Consider the following 18,814-nt stretch of genomic DNA (forward strand, 5'->3'; position numbering starts at 1 on the left):
GCAACCTGGCCGGACGTCGCCGTTAAGCATAGGACAAATGCGTGCCCTTTTTAAGACAGGCTGACCGAATCTTGCTGAAGGCTTGCGGCGCTGTAAAGACCGAAACCCTCGCCGGGCGGCGATTTTGACCATTCTTTACGGTGTCGCCGCGGTGCGGCCGATATTCGTCGCGCTGGCTGTTCGGCAGGGCTTGACTTAGAGTGAACTCTAACTCCTAACCTTGTTCCTGCCATGTCGAAAACCGTATCCCAACCTTCCTCCACCGGCCCGCTGACGATCGGCCAGGTCGCCGAAATGACCGGCTTGTCGACGCATACGCTGCGGTACTACGAGCAGGCCGGCCTGCTGCGCGCGATTTCGCGCACCGCGGCCGGGCACCGGCTGTATGCACCGGCCGACCTTGACTGGCTGGCCTTCGTGATGCGCCTGAAGGCGACCGGCATGCCGATCGCGCAGATGCAGGCATTCGCGGCACTGCGCGCGCAAGGCGAGTCGACCTTCGGTGCGCGGCGCAGCCTGCTGGTCACGCATCGCGATGCGGTGCGCGCGCATATCGCGGAGCTGCAGGCGAGCCTCGACGTGATCAGCGACAAGATCGTGAACTATGAGGCACAGGAGCGGGATATGGCACGACGGGCAAAACCTTCTCACGCTCTATCGGAACAGGACGGACACAATGGAACGACTCGTTGAAGACCGCTATACGCGCGGCTGGAACAAACTGAAGGAAATCGACGGCGAAGCGGGCGAGCGCGTGATCGAAGCCCTCGCGCCGATCGCGCCGGATTTCGGGCGGTTGATCGTCGAGTTCGGCTTCGGCGACATCTACAGCCGGCCGCAGCTCGACCTGAAAGCGCGCGAAATCGCGACGATCGCGGCGCTGGCTGCGCTCGGCAATGCGCAGCCGCAGTTGAAGGTACATATCGAGGGCGCGCTGAACGTCGGCTGCACGCGCGACGAGATCGTCGAGGTCTTCATGCAGATGGCCGTCTACGCGGGTTTCCCGGCTGCGCTCAACGCGCTGTTCGCCGCGCACGAGGTGTTCTCGCGGCGCGACGAAGCGGCGGGCAAGGCGGGAGAGGTGAACGAAGCGGCTGAGCAGGCCTCATGATCGGGCGCGCGCCCGCGCTTCACGCGCGGTGCGGCGCGACGATCCGGTGCTTCGCGATGCGCCGGTACAGCGTCGCGCGCGAGATGCCGAGCGCCTGCGCGGCCGCGTCGGGCCGCCAGCGGTGCGCAGTGAGCGCCGCGACGATGCGGCCGCGTTCGTCGTCAGGCAGCGGGCCGGGCGCCACGCCGCCGAGCTGCGCGGCGATATCGGCCGGCAGGTCATGCCGCGTCACGCGCGCGGCATCGCACACCGCGCACGCATAGCGCAGCACGTTGCGCAACTGCCGCACGTTGCCGGGCCACGGGTACGCGGCGAGCTGTTCGGCGAGCGTTGCATCGAGCGTCAGCACATGGCCGGTTGCCTGCGCCTCCTCGGCGAACACGGCAGCAATCACGTCGCGCACGTCGGCGCGCGCGCGCAGCGGCGGCAGGTCGAACGTCGCGCCGCTCAGCCGGTAGTACAGGTCCTCGCGGAACGTGCCTTCAGCCACCATCCGCGTGAGATCGCGGTGCGTCGCGCAGATCACGTCGAGATCGACACGTACGGGCGTATCGCTGCCGAGCGGCACGACCTCGCCATCGGCGAGCACGCGCAACAGGCGCGTCTGCAGCGCGAGCGGCATATCGCCGATTTCGTCGAAGAACAGCGTGCCGCCGTCGGCGAGCGCGATCTTGCCGCGCGCGCCGTGCTTGCGTGCGCCGGTGAACGCGCCGGCCGCATAGCCGAACAGTTCGCTTTCGATCAGCGCTTCCGGCAGCGCGCCGCAGTTGACCGCGACGAACGGCCGCGCGCGCCGCGCGCCGGCGTCATGGATCGCGCGCGCGAACACTTCCTTCCCCGCACCGGTTTCGCCGAGCACGAGAATCGGCAGCCGCTTGCTTGCGACACGCAGCGCGAGTTCGGCCTGTTGCGCGATATGCGCGTCGCTGCTGTGCAGGAACGGCGTCAGCGCGCCGACGTGGCGTTGCGCGGTGCCCGGGCGGCGCGAGGCCGTGCCGGGCTCGCGGCCGGTGCGCCGTAACGGCGCACGCAGCCGCGCATAGAGCGGCGCGCCGGTCGCGCGCAGCCGCAGGGCGACGATCGCGTCGAGCCGCGCGGCATCGCGCAGCGGCATCTCGGTCGCATCGAAGATCTCGTCGATATGGCGCGGTTCGCGCAGCGCCGGCAGCGCGTCGCGCGCCTGCCGGTTCGCGGCGACGATATTGCCGCATTCGTCGAACGCGATCAGCCATTCCGGTTGCGCTTCGACGTAGTGACGATTCGGATGCCCGAACAGGATCCAGTGCTGCGCGGTGCTGTGCACGAAGTAGCCGTCCTCGATCAGCGCCGCACTCTGCCGCACGAGCTGATAGACGAGACGCTGGCTGTCGCGGCCGTCGGGCGAATGAACGGCCGATGCGTCGAGCACGCCGATCAGCTCGCCGCCCGGCGAAAAGATCGGCGCCGCGCTGCAGGTGAGCGTCGTGAACGCCGCGCGAAAGTGATCGGTCTTGTGCACGGTGATCGGCGCGAGATCGGTCAGCACGTTCGCGACACCGCACGTGCCTTCCTCGCTTTCCGACCAGCACGAACCGATGTGCAGCCCCGCGTGGCGGAAGTCGTTGCGGCGCTCGCGGTCGATCCGGTAGTCGATCGTCACGCCGTGTGCGTCGGTCAGCATCACGCAGTAGTCGGCGACGCGGATCATGTCGTGCAGCCGTGTCAGGCACTGGCCCGACGCGCGCAGGAAGGCCTCCTCCTTGTCACGCACTTCGCGCAGCTCGGCCGCGGTCAGCACGCGCGGGCCGATCGACGAAGCGGGGTCGAGACGGTAGCGCTCCAGCGACCGTTGCCACGACGACACGAGGCGCGTGGATTCGGCCGGCGCGGGCAGGCGTCCGGCGAGCGCGCCGAGCACACGGTCGGCGTGCTGGGCCTGGGGGACGGCGTAGGGCATGGTCGGCTCCGGTTCCGTACAGCGGGGAATGCGATGTTCTTGTAGCACATCCCGTTCGGCGGATCACATTGCATCGCAGCACGCAGCGGGTGTGAGACGTTCGTCTCACCGGTATCGCGGGCCGTCTCGTGCCGTTGAGACGCGTTCATGTGCGAACTGCGGAGATCGTCCGGCATGACGCGGCGTGCGCGGCGCCGCCATACCGCGGGGTTTGCGGGCGGAACGGTGTGCTTGCGCCGGCGTCGCGATCGCCGTTTCGTTACATCGGCGAGGTGAGACGAGCGGGCCGAATTGCCGCGCGCTCCATTCGTCCAGCAGCGAATCCGGAGCGCTTGCATACCCGCCGCGTCAGCATTCACAAGGGTTTCACGTTCATCGCACGCACGATGGCACGCCGCTTGCAGAGATCACGGGCAAGTCGGCGCGGTCGCGTTGACGACGATCCGCCGCCCGGCGATGGCAGCGGACGAAACAGGCAGGACCGCAGCGCGCGCCGATGTGCCGCGGCCGGCCAACTGGATGGAGACAAACCCGTGACGACGCCCGTTACCGTCGGCGTGATCGCGAACCCCGCATCGGGGCGCGACATCCGCCGCCTCACGACGCATGCATCCGTGTTTCCGACGGCGGAGAAGGCGAACATGATCGTGCGCCTGCTGGCCGGCCTCGGCGCGATGGGCGTCGAGCGCGTGCTGACGCTGCGCGACCGGACCGGCATCGCGACGCTGCTGCTGCGCGCACTCGACACGCATCGAGCGGTCGCACCGCACGAGCGCTGGCCCGAGGTCGAATTCGTCGACCTGCCGATCACCGACACCGTCGCCGACACGCACGCCGGCGCCGCGTACCTGCACCGGATGGAAGTCGCGCTGATCGTCGTGCTCGGCGGCGACGGCACCCATCGCGCCGTGGCCGCGCATTGCGGCACGACGCCGCTCGTCGCGCTGTCAACCGGCACCAACAACGCGTTTCCCGAACATCGCGAAGCGACCGTCGCCGGCGTCGCGGCAGGACTCGCCGCGACCGGCGCGGTGCCGGCCGAAGTCGCGTTCACGCGCAACAAGCGGCTCGTCGTGCGCTGCGTGGCGGGTGCGCAGCCGGGGCGCGAGGAGATCGCGCTCGTCGACGTGTGCGCGGCGCGACAACGTTTCATCGGCGCCCGTGCAATCTCGGGCTCCGACGACATCGATTCGCTCTACCTGACGTTCGCGGAACCGGACGGGATCGGCCTGTCCGCGCTCGGCGGCGCGTGGGCGCCGCTCGAACGCAGCGCGCCGCACGGGCTCGCGATGCGCTTCGCGACCGAAGGCAAGACGGCCGGCACGCCGCTCGTCGCGCCGATTGCGCCGGGCCGCGTCGATCGCGTCGTGATGCGCAGTTGCGAGCGGCTCGAGCCGGGCGCGTGGCAGACGATCCCGTTCGAGCGCGGCACGCTCGCATTCGACGGCGAGCGCGAGATCGAGGTCGCGCGCGGCGATCGCTACGAGATCTCGCTCGACTGGCGCGGGCCGCTAACCGTCGACGTCGGCCGCACGTTGCGCCACGCGTCGTCACGGCAACTGCTGCGCGATGCCCGCGCGTGGCGCGAATGAGCCCCAGCTTTCCCGAGAGACATTTCGATATCCATAACGACCATCAAGGAGACATCGCCATGACAGCCCCACTTGAAAGACAGGTCGCCATCGTCACGGGCGGCGCGCGCGGCATCGGCCGCGGCATTGCGCTGACACTTGCCGGCGCGGGCGCCGACATCCTGCTGGCCGACCTGCTCGACGACGCACTCGATGCCACCGCGCGAGAGGTGCGTGCGCTCGGCCGCCGGGTGGCGGTCGCGAAGGTCGACGTCACGCAGGCCGCACAGGTCGACGCGATGGTCGGGCAGGCGCTCGCCGACCTCGGCCGGCTCGACATCCTCGTGAACTGCGCGGGCGTGATCAGCATTCATCCGGTCGGCGAACTGACCGAGCGCGACTGGGATTTCGTGATGGACGTGAACGCGAAGGGCACGTTCCTCGGCTGCCGCGCGGCGCTCGCGCCGCTGAAGGCGCAGGGCCGCGGCCGGATCATCAACGTCGCGTCGATCGCCGGCAAGGAAGGCTTTCCGAATCTCGCGCACTACAGCGCATCGAAATTCGCGGTCGTCGGCTTCACGAACGCGCTCGCGAAGGAGGTCGCGCGCGACGGCGTGACCGTCAACGCGATCTGCCCCGGCATCGTGCGTACCGACATGTGGGACCGGCTGTCCGACGCATGGAAGGCCGATGGCGAATCGGTCGAGGCGTCGTGGCAGCGGCACCAGTTGACGCTGATTCCGCAGGGCCGCGCACAGACGCCGGAGGACATGGGCCGGCTCGCGCTGTTCTTCGCGACGATGGACAACGTCACGGGCCAGGCCGTGAACGTCGACGGCGGCTTCACGTTCCACTGACGGCCGCAGGCCGTGCAATCCGTCGCCGCGGCCTGGCCGCGGCGGCATTCGCAGTCAGACCTACCCAGGAGACACACATGACCGTTTCGACACAGCTCAGCAGGGACAAGCTGCTGGACGCCTACCGGCTGATGCGCACGATCCGCGAATTCGAGGAACGCCTGCACGTCGAATTCGCGACCGGCGAGATTCCCGGTTTCGTTCACCTGTACGCGGGCGAGGAGGCGTCCGCGGTCGGCACGATGCTGCACCTCGGCCTCGACGACTACGTCGCGACCACGCACCGCGGCCACGGCCATTGCATCGCGAAGGGCGTCGACGTGCGCGGGATGATGGCCGAGATCTACGGCAAGAAGACGGGCGTCTGCCATGGCAAGGGCGGCTCGATGCACATCGCCGACCTGGCGATGGGGATGCTCGGCGCCAACGGGATCGTCGGCGCGGGCGGCCCGCTCGTCTGCGGTGCGGCGCTCGCGGCGAAGCACAGGAAAACCGGCGGCGTCGGCGTGTGCTTCTTCGGCGACGGCGCATCGAACCAGGGCGTGATCTTCGAATCGATGAACCTCGCGTCGGTGTGGCGGCTGCCGGCGATCTTCGTGGCGGAAAACAACGGCTACGCGGAAGCGACGTCGTCGAGCTGGTCGGTCGCGACCGACAACATCGCCGATCGTGCGAACGGGTTCGGGATGCCGGGCGTGATCGTCGACGGCTTCGACTTCTTCGCGGTGCACGAGGCGCTCGGCGAAGCCGTGGAGCGCGCGCGCAACGGCGGCGGCCCGACGCTCGTCGAGGTGAAGTTCACGCGCTATTTCGGCCACTTCGAAGGCGATGCGCAAACCTATCGCGCACCCGGCGAGGTGCAGAAGCTGCGCGACGAGAAGGATTGCCTGAAGCATTTCGAAACCCGCGTCGTGCGCGCTGAAGCGCTGACGACCGCCGACCTGCGCGCGGTCGATGCACAGGTGAAGGCGCTGATCGACGATGCGGTCGCGCAGGCCAAGGCCGCGCCGGTACCCGACGCAGCCGACCTGCTGACCGACGTCTACGTGTCGTACCCGTGAGCGCGGCCTGACACCGAGGCCGGCACGGCGAACCGAACATTCCAGGAGACAGACATGGCAAGGAAGATCACTTATTCGCAGGCGATCAACGAGGCGCTCGCGCAGGAAATGGCGCGCGACGACAGCGTGATCGTGATGGGCGAGGACAATGCAGGCGGCGCGGGCGCGCCGGGCGAGGACGACGCGTGGGGCGGCGTGCTCGGCGTGACGAAGGGGCTGTTCCACAAGTTTCCGGGCCGCGTGCTCGATACGCCGCTGTCGGAAGGCGGCTACATCGGCGCGGCGGTCGGCGCGGCCGCGTGCGGGATGCGGCCCGTCGCGGAGCTGATGTTCATCGATTTCATGGGCGTGTGCTTCGACCAGATCTTCAACCAGGCCGCCAAGTTCCGCTACATGTTCGGCGGCAAGGCCGTGACGCCGGTCGTGATCCGCGCGATGTACGGCGCCGGGCTGCGCGCGGCCGCGCAGCACTCGCAGATGCTCACGTCGCTGTTCACGCACATCCCGGGGCTGAAGGTCGTGTGTCCGTCGACGCCGTACGACGCGAAGGGGCTGCTGATCCAGGCGATCCGCGACAACGATCCCGTGATCTTCCTTGAACACAAGCTGCTCTATACCCGCGAAGGCGACGTGCCGGAGGAGTCCTATGCGATTCCGTTCGGCGAAGCGAACGTGATGCGCGACGGCGACGACGCGACGATCGTCACATACGGCCGGATGGTGCATCTCGCGATGGACGCGGCCGCGAAGCTTGCGAAGGACGGCATCCAGGTCGAGGTGATCGACCTGCGCACGACGTCGCCGCTCGACGAAGAAACGATTCTCGAAAGTGCGGAGCGCACCGGGCGCGTGGTGGTCGTCGACGAAGCGAACCCGCGCTGCTCGATCGCGACCGACATCGCTGCGCTCGTCGCGCAGCGCGCGTTCCGGACGCTCAAGGCACCGATCGAGCTCGTGACCGCGCCGCATACGCCCGCGCCGTTCGCGAGCGTGCTGGAAGACCTGTATATCCCGTCCGCCGATGCGATTGCGCAGGCGGTCCTGAAGACGAGGAGCTGACACGATGTCGATTCACATGATCACGATGCCCAAGTGGGGGCTGTCGATGGAGCAGGGGCAGGTCAACGGCTGGCTGAAGGCGCTCGGCGAACGCGTGACGAAGGGCGACGAAGTGCTCGACGTCGAGACCGACAAGATCTCGTCGGGCGTCGAATGCGCGTTCGACGGCACGCTGCGCCGGCAGGTCGCGCAGGAAGGCGAGACGCTGCCGGTCGGCGCGCTGCTCGGCGTCGTCGCGGCCGCCGACGCGAGCGATGCCGACATCGATGCGGCGATCGCCGATTTCCAGCGCGATTTCGTGCCGAGCGCGGCTTCCGACGAAGCCGCGGGCCCGCAGCCCGAAAAGGCACAGATCGGCGGCCGGACGGTGCGCTTCCTGAAGCTCGGTGAAGGCACCGGTACGCCCGCCGTGCTGATCCACGGCTTCGGCGGCGACCTGAACAACTGGCTGTTCAATCACGCGGATCTCGCCGCGCACCGGCCGGTGTGGGCGCTCGACCTGCCCGGTCATGGCGAATCGGGCAAGGCGGTCGAGACGGGCAGCCTCGACGAACTGGCCGACGCGGTGCTCGCACTGCTCGATGCGAAGGGCATCGACAAAGCGCACCTGGTCGGCCATTCGATGGGCGGCGCGGTTGCGATGACGGCGGCCGAGCGCGCGCCGCAACGCGTCGCGTCGCTGACGCTGATCGCGAGCGCCGGGCTCGGCGCCGACATCAACCGTGCTTACATCGACGGCTTCGTCGCCGGCAACAGCCGCAACACGCTGAAGCCGCACCTCGGTGCGCTGTTCGCGGACAACGCGCTGGTGACGCGGCAACTCGTCGAGGATCTGGTCAAGTACAAGCGGCTCGAAGGCGTGCAGGCCGCGCTCGAGAAGATCGCGGATGCCGCGTTCGACGGCGCCGCGCAGCGGCGCGTGTTCCGCGACCGGCTCGCGACGCTTGCGCCGCGCACGCTCGTGATCTGGGGCGAGCGCGACCAGGTGATCCCGGCGCAGCACGCGCAGGGTTTGCCGGATGGCGTGCGGGCCGAGGTGATCGCCGGCAGCGGGCACATGGTGCAGATGGAGGCGGCTGCCGACGTGAACCGCCTGATCGTCGCGTTTCTCGGAGACTGACGATGGCCGCCGCGCTCGAACGACCCAGCCTCACGGCGCTCGGCCAGCCGGGCGCGCGCAGCCGCGACAAGCTCGCGCGCATTCCGGTGCGCGTCGAGCCCGCGGCCGGCACGGCGTTGCCGAAGCCGCCATGGCTGCGCGCGCGGCCGATGATGAGCGCGGCGGTGGCCGACATGGCGGCCGTGTTGCGCGACCATCGGCTGCATTCCGTCTGTGAGGAGGCGATGTGCCCGAACATCGGCGAATGCTTCGCGCAGCGCACCGCGACCTTCATGATCATGGGCGGGCTGTGCACGCGGCGCTGCCCGTTCTGCGACGTCGCGCACGGCCGTCCGGAGCCGCTCGATCCCGACGAGCCGGCGCGGCTGGCCGACGCGGCCGCGGCGCTCGGGCTGCGCTACGTCGTGATCACGTCGGTCGACCGTGACGACCTGCGCGACGGCGGCGCCGCGCATTTCGCCGCGTGCATCGCGGCGGTGCGCGCGAGCGTGCCGGGCATCGGCGTCGAAGTGCTGACGCCGGACTTCCGCGGCCGCGTGGCGCGCGCGCTCGAGGCGCTGTCGACGGCCTGGCCCGACGTGTTCAACCACAATATCGAGACGGTGCCGTCGCTGTATCGTGCGGCGCGACCGGGCGCCGACTATCGCGGCTCGCTCGAGTTGCTCGCACAGGCGAAGCGGGCACGGCCGGGACTGGTGACGAAATCGGGATTGATGCTCGGGCTCGGCGAGTGCGACGACGAAGTGCGCGACACGCTGCACGACCTGCGTGCGCATGACGTCGACGTGCTGACGCTCGGCCAGTATCTCGCGCCGTCCGCACACCATCTGCCCGTGCGGCGCTACGTGAGCCCGGACGCATTCGCCGCGTGGCGCGACGAGGCGCTATTGCTCGGTTTCAGGGAAGTCGTCGCCGGCCCGCTCGTACGGTCGTCCTATCACGCGGCCGACGTGCTGGAGGAAACGTAGGGGGCGGCGCGTCAGGCGGGCACGGAGGCATGCGCACGACTGACGCGGCGCAGGTACAGCACGAGCCCGGCGCCCGCGAGCATCAGGCTGATCGTGTTCGCGAACCAGAAGCCGCGCGCGCCGGTCAGCCACGCGGGCGCGATGCCGCCCACATCGAAACCGAGGGCGTAGCCGCCGCTGAGCCCGACGCCCCACAGCGCGACCGCATAGATCACGGTCGGCACGACCGCGACCTTGTACGCGCGCAGCACGAACGCCGACGTGACCTGCAGCGCATCGAAGACGTGGTAGCACGCGACGATCGCGACGAGCGGCATCGCGGCCGCGGCGACGGCCGGGTTCGGCGTATAGCCGCCGATGATCAGCGGGCGCAGCACGAACACGAGCAGGCCGTAGGTCGCGGCAATGCCGCACGCGAAGATCACGCTGTGCCGGCCGAGCAGCCGGGCTTCTTCGGGCCGCCCGGCGCCGAGCGCGCGCGCGACCAGCGTCGACGCCGCCACGCCGATCGACAGCGGCGTCATGTACAGCACCGCGCCGATGTTGCCGGCGATCTGGTGGCCGGCGAGCGTCGTCGTGCCGAATTGCGCGATGAACAGCGCCATGCACGTGTACGACGTGACTTCGATCAGGTACGACAGACCCATTGGCACGCCGAGTTTCAGGATCGCCTTCTGGCGTTCCCAGACCGGCCAGCAGAAGCGCGAGAAGATCGCGAGCGGCGCGAACACGTCGAGCTTCGCGAGCAGCGTGTAGCCGATCAGCGCGAGCGCCCAGTTGATCAGTGTGCTCGCTAGCCCGCAGCCGGGGCCGCCGAGGGCCGGCACGCCGAATCCGCCGAAGATGAACCACACGTTGAGCGGAAACTTGAGCAGCAGCGCGCCGATCTGCAGGATCATCGCGAGGCGCGGCTTGCCGGCCGCGTTGGTCAGCGCGTTGTAGATGCGGAAGACGAGGCTGGCGGGCAGCCCGTACGACAGGATGCGCAGGTAGTCGACGGTGCGGTCGTGCAGCGCGGCGGGTGTGTGCGCGACGCGCAGCAGCGGTTCGGGAAAGTGCAGCAGGAGAAAACCGGGCACCGCGAGCAAGAGCGCGAGCCACAGCGCCTGGCGCACTTCCTCGCCGATCTCGGCATAGCGACGCGCGCCGTAAAGTTGCCCGGTGATCGGCTGCAGCGCGGACAGGATGCCGGTCAGCCCGATATAGATGGAAATGTAGATCGACGAGCCGAGCCCGAGCGCTGCCAGGTCGACGGCCGAGTAGCGCCCGACCATCGCGGTGTCGATCACGCCGAACGCGATGATCGCGAGCTGGCCGACGAGCACCGGCCACGCGAGACCGACGATCCGGCGGATATCGCCGAACATCGTCAATCGGCCGGCTGGCGGCGCGGCGGACGCCGCTTGACGGGCGCCTTCGGCCGTTCGATGCGCTCGTACAGGCGGAAGCGCTCGTCGCGGTCGGCGGCGCGGCGGCCTTCCCACACGAGACGCCACACGTATTGCGACATCGAGCTCGGCTCGCCGAAGTCCGAGCGGTCCTGGCGCAGGATCACGTCGCAGTCGCCGGAGAAATCGAAACGCATGTTGCCGAAATACGCGAAGGTCGCGATCTGCGCGTCACCGAGCCGCACGGGCGAGATGCATTCGTAGTCGGACGGCAGGTGCACGGCGATCTGCTGCGCGACGTCGCGATAGGTCCGGCCGTAGTTGACGATCGGCAGCCACAGCGTCATCAGCAGCACCCACATCAGCGTAGTGCCCGCACCCGACAGCACGACGCTGCGCCACAGCACCTTCGGCTGCCGCGAGATGCGCCAGCGCACGAGGAAGCACCAGCATACGGTGGCGATCACCGCGCAGATGAACGACAGGATCTTGAAGTGCGGCTCGTAGCCGGGCACGAGGCGCGCCAGGTTGCGCGCGAGCGGATGCGGGAAGCCCGTGAGCGAAGCGAGCCACACGAGCCACACGAAGGTGCCGAGGATCGTGAAGCTCAGTACCGCGAACCAGTCGATCGCGTTGATCGCGCCGCGCTTGAGGGTCGGCAGCGCGAACGTCGCGAGCACCGCGAGCGGCGGCAGCAGCAGCATGTACATGCGGTTCGACTGCTGGCTCTGCAGGATCACGAGCGCCACGAGCGGCACGGCGACCGACAGCGGAATCGCGACGTGCGCACGGCGGCGCATGCCGGCCCAGCTCCACCATGCCCAGATCGCGAGCGGCCACGCGGGCCAGGTGAACAGCGGCAGGTTCTTGGCCGCATAGCCGAGCACCGCGGTCGGCGGGCCCGAAAAGCGCATCAGGCTGCCGTGGATCCACTGGTTGAAGAACCATGCGGCATCGTCGGGCGCCGCGACGAACGCGGCCAGCGGCCACAGCGCGAAGATCGCGGCCGCGAGCGGCACGCCGACGAGCGGCAGGCGCAGGTTGCGCATCTCGGGCGTAACGAGCCACAGCACGGCCGTGCCGGCGAGCAGGGCGACGACCAGTACCGGGTTGCCGGACAGCGCAACGAGGCCGATTGCGAGGCCCCACCACAGCGCGCCTTGCATCGGCTTGTCGATGCCGCGCACGATCCCGTAGACGAGCATCGCGATCCACGCGAACTGCGCGAGCTGCGGCGTCGTTTCGTGCCCGCGCTCCGCGAGGCCGAAGCAGGCGACGAGAACCAGCAGCGCGCCGTCGGCGAGCGTGCGGCCATAGTCGCGCGGCTCGGGCTCGCCGCCGAACGCGTATTTGAACGGCTGGACTTCGGCGCGCCGGCCGAGCAGGTAGGCCGCGTACCAGACGAATGCGCACGCGACGCAGAACAGCACGCCGGTATCGACGCGCGAGGCGTTGCTCGCATCGACCCACGGGCCGAGGCCGCGGATCGACAGTGCGCCGAGCCAGTAGCCGAGCGGCCCGTCGGTCGTGATGAACTTGCCGACCAGGTTCGGCAACAGCCAGTCGTGCCAGCCGCCCTTGGCCATCGTCCACATCACGCCAAAGCCCGCCGCGTCCTCGTTCTTCCACGGATCGCGGCCGAACAGGCCGAACGCTGCGTAGACGAAGCAGAGCGTGAGCAGCAGCCAGCGCGGCAGCGCGCGCGTGGCGGAGGCGGTGAGACGGACGACAGGCTTCATGCAGATGAGCGATTTGTTATGGGCGGGTGGCCGGCGCGGATGCGCGCGGTCGAGCCGGTTTCGAGCATCCGGCATTGTAGACGCGCCCGCTGTTGCGCGTCAGGTCGATGCCCGGGCGCCGGCTGGCACCATCCGGGCGAGCAGAGACAAAAAAGGGCAGCCTGGGCTGCCCTTTTGTGCGACACCGGTGCGTTGCAATCACCGGATGCAGTGCGAAGCTTACTTCGCCTTGCCGCTGGCGCGTACGCCGAACTTGTTCTTGAACTTCTCGACACGGCCTGCCGTGTCCATGATCTTTTGCTGACCCGTGTAGAACGAGTGCGATTCCGACGACACTTCGATCTTGGCGAGCGGGTAGGTCTTGCCGTCGAGTTCGATGTTTTCACGCGTCTGGATCGTCGAGCGCGTGATGAACTTGAAGCCGTTCGACATGTCTTGGAAGACGACTTCGCGGTAATTCGGGTGGATGCCTTCTTTCATGGTCTTTCCTTGGTGAGAGCGGTAGCCAACCCGCCGCTTGCCGTGCCGGAGCGCGCACATCGCGCAAACCAGACGACGCCAAGCCCGGCGCGAGCCACTTGCCTAAGGTCGAAAAACGGCGATTATGCCAGAAAATCAGATGGTTGACGAATAATTTTCACGGTGCGTCGAGCGCGCCGGTGCCGGCCGGATCCTGCCGGTAGTAGCGCGCGAGCAGCCGATACAGCTCCGGAAATTCGGACTCGAACGCTTTCGGCCGCACGAACAGCGCTTCGCTGCACACGGCGAAGAATTCGGACGGGTGGTCGGCCGCGTACGGGTCGATCAGCGATTCCCGCTCGAAGCGCGCCCACGCGCGGTCCGGCACCGCGTCGACGCGCGCGCAGAACTGGTCGTACGCGTGTTCGAACACGTCGGCCCAGGCCTGTGCGTCGAGATGCGGCGCGTGCCAGCGGCGAAAAAGGGGCGGATAGCCATCGGCCGCGCCGTTGACCATGTCGATCTTGTGCGCGAACTCGTGGATCACGACGTTGTACGCGTCGCGGCCGTCCGTCATCTGCGCGTCTTCCCAGGACAGGATCACGGGGCCGCCTTCCCAGGCCTCGCCGCTCGCATCCTGCTCGACTTCGTGGACGATACCGTCCTCGTCCTGCACCGTCTTGCGGATCACGAATTCGCCCGGATACACGACGACGCCGACCCAGCCGTCGTACAGCGACAGATCGAGATTCAGCACGGGCAGGCAGGCCTGAGCGGCGATCGCGACGATCATCGCGTCGGTCAGCTCGAGCCCGTGCGCGGTCGAGAACGATTTCTTCGCGACGAACAGGCTCGTCAGTTCGCGCAGCCGGCCGAGCGCGTCGGGCGACAGCGCCGCGAGGAACGGCAGGCGCGCGACGGTGTCCTGCCACAGCGCATCGGGAATCGGATGGCTGCGCAGCGCGCGGTTGCGGCGGCGGTCGTCGAACCAGCGGGTCAGTTTCGAGAGCATGAAGGCGGTTCGCGGAAATCCAAAGCCTGTCTTTTAACTCAATCGATCTCTTTTTGCCATGCCGCAAAGAGGCCGCCGACGAGCGCCACGCCCGCCAGGAAGTAAAAGCCGTCGAGCGACGCGAGGAACGACGCCTGTTGCGCGACCAGGCGCGCGATCGACGCGATCGCGAGGCCGTGCGCCTCGTTCAGCGCGTGGCCGGCGGCGGCATAGCTGCGCGTCAGCGCATCGACGGTCTGCTGGAACAGCGGATCGAACACGTTCGCGCGCTCGACGAGCCGCGTCTGGTGCACGGCCACGCGGTGCTGCTCGACGATGATCACCGACGACGTCGCGAACGAGATCGTCAGTTGCCGCACGATGTTCTTCAGCCGGTAGCCGTGCGTATATTCGTCGATCGCGAAGATCCGGAACGTCAGGTTGGCCACCGGCAGCACGATGAAGAGCAGCAGCAGCCCGCGCAACAGCAGCGGGACGATCAGCGCGGCTTCGCCGACCTGCGGCGTCATTCGCGTCATCCACAGCGCGGCCGTGATGGCGATCGCGAACCCCGGCACGACGAACCATTTCTTGTGCGTGACGAATTTCGCGTAACGCAGGTAGGCGAACAGCGCGGTGGCCGAAATCAGCGACATCGTGCCCACCAGCCGCCCGGCATTCTCGACCGGATAGCCGAGCCCGCCTTCGAGAAACCGCGACGTCAGGTAGCTGAAGCCCGTCGACTCGTAGTAATAGAACATGTAGAGCAGCAGCCCGACCTGGAACGTCCGTTCGCGGAACGCGTGCAGGCGCACGAGCGGCGCCGGATGGTTCCACTGGTGATACGCGAACCACGCCAGCGCGCCGATCCCCGCGATCGTCAGCAGGATCAGCATCGGCGAACCGCTGTAGAGCTGGTAATGCACCTGCTGCAGCACGATCTGCAGCGCGCCTTGCGCGAGCGCGAACACGACATACGGCCAGAAGTGTCCGGAGCCGCGTTCGTCGTCAGGTGTCCGGCCCGAATCGGGCAGCGTGAGCAGCGCGAGGATCGCAAACGCGATGCCGGCCGGCGCCGTGCACGCGAACAGTGCACGCCACGTCGAATGCGCGACGAGCAGGCCACCGACGATCGGCGCGAGCGCGCTGCCGAGCAGGATCATGACCAGGAATGCGCGCGTCGCGGGCGGCCGCTCCTGCGGCTTGAAGCTGATCTGGATCAGGATCCGGCACGCACCCATCATCGGCCCGATGAAATAGCCCTGGAAACCGCGCGCGAACGCGAGTTCGAGCGACGTGTCGGCGAGCGCGGCCGCGATTGCGCCGAACGAGAACATCAGCATGCAGCCGGCGACGTAGCGGCGATGGCCGAGCCGGTCGACCCACCATTGCTGCTGCAGGATGCCGAGCACGGCCGTGACCGCGTAGGCGCTCGACGACCATACGAGTTCGTCGGGCGATGCATTGATGCCGCCCGCGATGTAGCTCGCGAAGAACGAGAAGACTGCGTTGTCGAAGTAGTCGATGCCGGTAACGAGCGCGAGCGCCCACGGGAACAGGTCCGCGCGCAGGTTCGCGCGGCTCCACAGCGGCGAGCGACCGGGCATCGCGTTCATTCGCGAGCCTTGCGCGCGCGCCGCGTGCCGGCTTCTGCCTGCCGCTGCGCGATCAGCGCGTCGGCGTTTTCGCCGGCAAGACGCCGATCGACGTAGTCAATGTCGTGCTGCAGCTCCTTGCGCAGCGCGACGGCTTCCTTCAGTTCGCGCTGGACGGCCGCGATCCGCTGGTCGAGCGTGCCGATCTGCTCGGCAAGGCCGGTACGAATCTCGCGCAGCGACGCGTCCGAATAGCGGCGCCGGCCGTCGCCCGTTTCTTCCAGCGGGCGCTTCAGCATCTCGGTGATGCCGTGCAGCGAGAAACCGAGCGCGCGCAGCCGCAGGATGCGCGCGAAGCGTTCGAGGTCGGTTTCGTCGTAGAGGCGGTAGCGGCCTTCGCTGCGTGACGGCGTGACGAGCCCGCGCTCTTCGTAATACTTCAGCGTACGAGGCGTGACGCCGAGCCGCGACGCGGCATCGCTCACGGTCAGCAGCGGGGTGGAGGCGTCGTTCGGCATCAGGCGGGGGATTCAGTTTGGGCGACGACGCGATTATAGATCAACCTGTACGTTCACGTTCAGGTTGACATCGAAAAACGGCCGCCGGGCAGGATGCGCAGGCGGCCGTTTTTGGGGTGCGGGGCGGAGGTGATCAGCCGCCGCGGCGCATCAGGTCGAAGAACTCGGAGTTGCTCTTCGTCTGGCGGATCTTGTCGAGCAGGAATTCCATCGCTTCGACTTCATCCATGTCGTGAATGAACTTGCGCAGCACCCAGATCTTCTGAAGGATCTCGGGCTTGATCAGCATTTCTTCGCGACGCGTGCCCGACTTGTTCAGGTTGATCGACGGATACACGCGCTTTTCAGCGAGGCGGCGCTCGAGGTGCACTTCCATGTTGCCGGTGCCCTTGAACTCTTCGTAGATCACGTCGTCCATGCGGCTGCCGGTTTCGATTAGCGCGGTGCCGATGATCGTCAGCGAGCCGCCTTCCTCGATGTTGCGCGCCGCGCCGAAGAAGCGCTTCGGTCGCTGCAGTGCGTTCGCGTCGACACCACCCGTCAGCACCTTGCCCGATGCCGGGATCACGGTGTTGTATGCGCGTGCGAGACGCGTGATCGAGTCGAGCAGAATCACGACGTCGTGCTTCATTTCGACGAGGCGCTTGGCCTTCTCGATCACCATTTCGGCAACCTGGACGTGACGCGTGGCCGGTTCGTCGAACGTCGATGCGATCACTTCGCCGGCGACCGAACGCTGCATTTCGGTCACTTCTTCAGGGCGCTCGTCGATCAGCAGCACGAACAGGATCACGTCCGGGTGGTTCTGCTTGATTGCGTGCGCGATGTGCTGGAGCATCACGGTTTTGCCCGACTTCGGCGATGCGACGAGCAGGCCGCGCTGGCCCTTGCCGATCGGCGCGATCATGTCGATGATGCGGCCCGTGACGTTTTCCTCGCCGCGCATTTCGCGTTCGAGCGACAGCGGCTTGTTCGGGTGCAGCGGCGTGAGGTTCTCGAACATGATCTTGTGTTTCGAGGCCTCGGGCGGCTGCCCGTTGACTTTGTCGACCTTCACCAGCGCGAAGTAACGCTCGCCATCCTTCGGCGTGCGGACTTCACCTTCGATGGTGTCGCCGGTGTGCAGGTTGAAGCGGCGGATCTGCGACGGGCTGATATAGATGTCGTCGGTGCTCGCGAGGTACGACATTTCCGGCGAGCGCAGGAAGCCGAAGCCGTCCGGCAGCACTTCGAGCGTACCGTCGCCGAAGATCGTCTCTCCCGTCTTGGCACGCTTTTTAAGAATGGCAAACATCAACTCCTGCTTGCGCAGGCGGTTCGCGTTTTCGATCTCGAGGCCATTGGCCATTTCGATCAGTTCGGACACGTGCAGAGACTTGAGCTCGGATAAATGCATACGGAGAACCCGCCAGGGAGGAGACGACGAAAGAAATAAAGGGAGGAGGGCGAGCGGAAGCGCTCAGAGACTTAAATGCGTCTTGTAGACGTTTTTTAATTCTAGCATAGGCCGATTCGCGCTTGAGCGAGCGATCGGCGGCTTGACGACGGACGTGTTGCCGGTTGACAACACGTCCGTGGAACTGCCGGTATTACAGGTGGCTGTCCAGGAATGCGGTGAGCTGCGACTTCGACAGCGCGCCGACCTTCTGCGCGGCGGCCGCGCCGTTCTTGAACAGGATCAGCGTCGGGATGCCGCGCACGCCGAACTTCGCAGGCGTTGCCTGGTTGTCATCAACGTTGATCTTCGCGATCTGCAGCTTGTCGCCGTAGTCCTTCGCGACTTCGTCGAGAATCGGGGCGATCATCTTGCACGGGCCGCACCATTCGGCCCAGAAATCGACGAGCACGGGCTTGTCGGACTTGACGACGTCCTGTTCGAACGATGCGTCGCTGATGTGTTTGATCTGTTCGCTCATTGGGTCAATACCTCTTACGGTTCGGGGACTGCCTGCTTGCGCGTTGCGGCGTACCGGCTGCCGTTGGCTGCCGGCCGCTGCGGCAGGTCACTCCGCTCTCCGGAAAGGAGGGGTGTAAGCGCTGCATGCCGCGGCTCGCGGGTCGTTCGGGCGTCATATTAGCCTAAATTGCTATCTGCTGCGGGCGGCGATAGTAGCCGCTACGCGAGTAGGGGTACGACGCGACGACCGACCGTCGTATCCAGCAGGTGGAGGCCGGCCCGTAAATTACAAGGGGTGGGCGCGCTTGCAATTCGATTCGGGTGATCGTCGTGCGGCCCGATGTGCGCCGGTTTGTCGGGTCATATTCGCATTGGTGCGAACAAACGGTCGCATTCATCCGGAAGCAGTGATAGAATATGCCGTGACGGGCCTCCTCGCATGGTGGGGCGGTGAACCTGGTCAGGTCGGGAACGAAGCAGCCACAATCGTTTTCCGCCAGTGCCGAGGGTTGGGCTCGTCACCTTCCTTCTCGCCCCATTCGCC

The 18,814-nt window shown here is 67.2% G+C and carries 17 protein-coding genes and 1 other RNA gene; 9 read left to right on the plus strand and 9 right to left on the minus strand.

Annotated elements, in window-relative coordinates:
* Positions 1-231: 231 nt before the first annotated feature.
* Positions 232-693: a MerR family transcriptional regulator gene (locus B7G54_RS13355; RefSeq protein ID WP_085039499.1), complete on the plus strand. Its 462-nt coding sequence runs from the start codon at positions 232-234 to the stop codon at positions 691-693.
* Positions 677-1,111, plus strand: a complete 435-nt coding sequence (locus B7G54_RS13360; RefSeq protein WP_085039500.1) for a carboxymuconolactone decarboxylase family protein — start codon at positions 677-679, stop codon at positions 1,109-1,111. Before B7G54_RS13355 ends, B7G54_RS13360 begins: the two co-directional genes overlap by 17 nt.
* A 19-nt stretch (positions 1,112-1,130) precedes the next feature.
* Here B7G54_RS13360 and B7G54_RS13365 read toward each other — a convergent pair whose 3' ends face one another.
* Positions 1,131-3,047 (minus strand): sigma-54-dependent Fis family transcriptional regulator, encoded by a 1,917-nt coding sequence (locus B7G54_RS13365; RefSeq protein ID WP_085039501.1) that lies wholly within the window; start codon positions 3,045-3,047, stop codon positions 1,131-1,133.
* Between the two features lie 533 nt (positions 3,048-3,580).
* On the opposite strand from B7G54_RS13365, the gene B7G54_RS13370 reads away from it, so the two are divergent.
* From B7G54_RS13370 to lipA, 6 genes are all read left to right on the plus strand, one after another.
* Complete coding sequence (locus B7G54_RS13370; protein ID WP_085039502.1) at positions 3,581-4,639, plus strand: ATP-NAD kinase family protein; 1,059 nt, start codon at positions 3,581-3,583, stop codon at positions 4,637-4,639.
* A gap of 59 nt (positions 4,640-4,698) precedes the next feature.
* Positions 4,699-5,475 carry an SDR family NAD(P)-dependent oxidoreductase gene (locus B7G54_RS13375; RefSeq protein ID WP_085039503.1) on the plus strand — a complete coding sequence of 259 codons (777 nt, stop codon included), beginning with the start codon at positions 4,699-4,701 and terminating at the stop codon, positions 5,473-5,475.
* A gap of 77 nt (positions 5,476-5,552) precedes the next feature.
* Positions 5,553-6,536 (plus strand): thiamine pyrophosphate-dependent dehydrogenase E1 component subunit alpha, encoded by a 984-nt coding sequence (locus B7G54_RS13380; protein WP_085039504.1) that lies wholly within the window; start codon positions 5,553-5,555, stop codon positions 6,534-6,536.
* Between the two features lie 54 nt (positions 6,537-6,590).
* Positions 6,591-7,595: an alpha-ketoacid dehydrogenase subunit beta gene (locus B7G54_RS13385; RefSeq protein WP_085039505.1), complete on the plus strand. Its 1,005-nt coding sequence runs from the start codon at positions 6,591-6,593 to the stop codon at positions 7,593-7,595.
* 4 nt (positions 7,596-7,599) lie between these two features.
* The gene (locus B7G54_RS13390; protein WP_085039506.1) at positions 7,600-8,715 is read left to right on the plus strand and encodes an acetoin dehydrogenase dihydrolipoyllysine-residue acetyltransferase subunit; all 1,116 of its coding nucleotides are present in this window, start codon (positions 7,600-7,602) and stop codon (positions 8,713-8,715) included.
* 2 nt (positions 8,716-8,717) lie between these two features.
* Positions 8,718-9,683: a lipoyl synthase gene (gene lipA, locus B7G54_RS13395; RefSeq protein WP_085039507.1), complete on the plus strand. Its 966-nt coding sequence runs from the start codon at positions 8,718-8,720 to the stop codon at positions 9,681-9,683.
* An 11-nt stretch (positions 9,684-9,694) separates the two neighbouring features.
* Here the strand turns inward: lipA and B7G54_RS13400 are convergent, their stop codons facing one another.
* The 8 genes from B7G54_RS13400 to trxA form a co-directional block, all read right to left on the minus strand.
* Positions 9,695-11,050: an MATE family efflux transporter gene (locus B7G54_RS13400; RefSeq protein ID WP_085039508.1), complete on the minus strand. Its 1,356-nt coding sequence runs from the start codon at positions 11,048-11,050 to the stop codon at positions 9,695-9,697.
* Between the two features lie 2 nt (positions 11,051-11,052).
* The gene (locus B7G54_RS13405; protein WP_106408970.1) at positions 11,053-12,885 is read right to left on the minus strand and encodes an ArnT family glycosyltransferase; all 1,833 of its coding nucleotides are present in this window, start codon (positions 12,883-12,885) and stop codon (positions 11,053-11,055) included.
* 144 nt (positions 12,886-13,029) lie between these two features.
* Entirely contained in the window at positions 13,030-13,290 is a 261-nt protein-coding gene (locus tag B7G54_RS13410) for a type B 50S ribosomal protein L31 (protein WP_006753671.1), read from the minus strand.
* Between the two features lie 157 nt (positions 13,291-13,447).
* The gene (locus B7G54_RS13415; protein ID WP_085039510.1) at positions 13,448-14,281 is read right to left on the minus strand and encodes a M90 family metallopeptidase; all 834 of its coding nucleotides are present in this window, start codon (positions 14,279-14,281) and stop codon (positions 13,448-13,450) included.
* A 38-nt stretch (positions 14,282-14,319) separates the two neighbouring features.
* Positions 14,320-15,876 carry an MFS transporter gene (locus B7G54_RS13420; RefSeq protein ID WP_085039511.1) on the minus strand — a complete coding sequence of 519 codons (1,557 nt, stop codon included), beginning with the start codon at positions 15,874-15,876 and terminating at the stop codon, positions 14,320-14,322.
* Positions 15,873-16,373: a MerR family transcriptional regulator gene (locus B7G54_RS13425; protein WP_085039512.1), complete on the minus strand. Its 501-nt coding sequence runs from the start codon at positions 16,371-16,373 to the stop codon at positions 15,873-15,875. The genes B7G54_RS13420 and B7G54_RS13425 overlap by 4 nt, the downstream gene beginning before the upstream one ends.
* Positions 16,374-16,506: 133 nt before the next feature.
* Positions 16,507-17,769, minus strand: coding sequence for a transcription termination factor Rho (gene rho / locus B7G54_RS13430; RefSeq protein WP_006478662.1), 1,263 nt, complete (start codon positions 17,767-17,769; stop codon positions 16,507-16,509).
* A 193-nt stretch (positions 17,770-17,962) separates the two neighbouring features.
* A complete protein-coding gene (gene trxA / locus B7G54_RS13435) occupies positions 17,963-18,289 on the minus strand; it encodes a thioredoxin TrxA (RefSeq protein WP_006402348.1) in 327 nt (108 codons plus the stop codon).
* Between the two features lie 405 nt (positions 18,290-18,694).
* Here trxA and ffs point away from each other — a divergent pair.
* Positions 18,695-18,793, plus strand: an RNA gene (gene ffs / locus B7G54_RS13440) — signal recognition particle sRNA small type.
* Positions 18,794-18,814 lie beyond the last annotated feature (21 nt).

Origin of the sequence: Burkholderia puraquae (assembly GCF_002099195.1) — a bacterium.
In the GTDB taxonomy this organism is placed as follows: Bacteria; Pseudomonadota; Gammaproteobacteria; order Burkholderiales; family Burkholderiaceae; genus Burkholderia; species Burkholderia puraquae.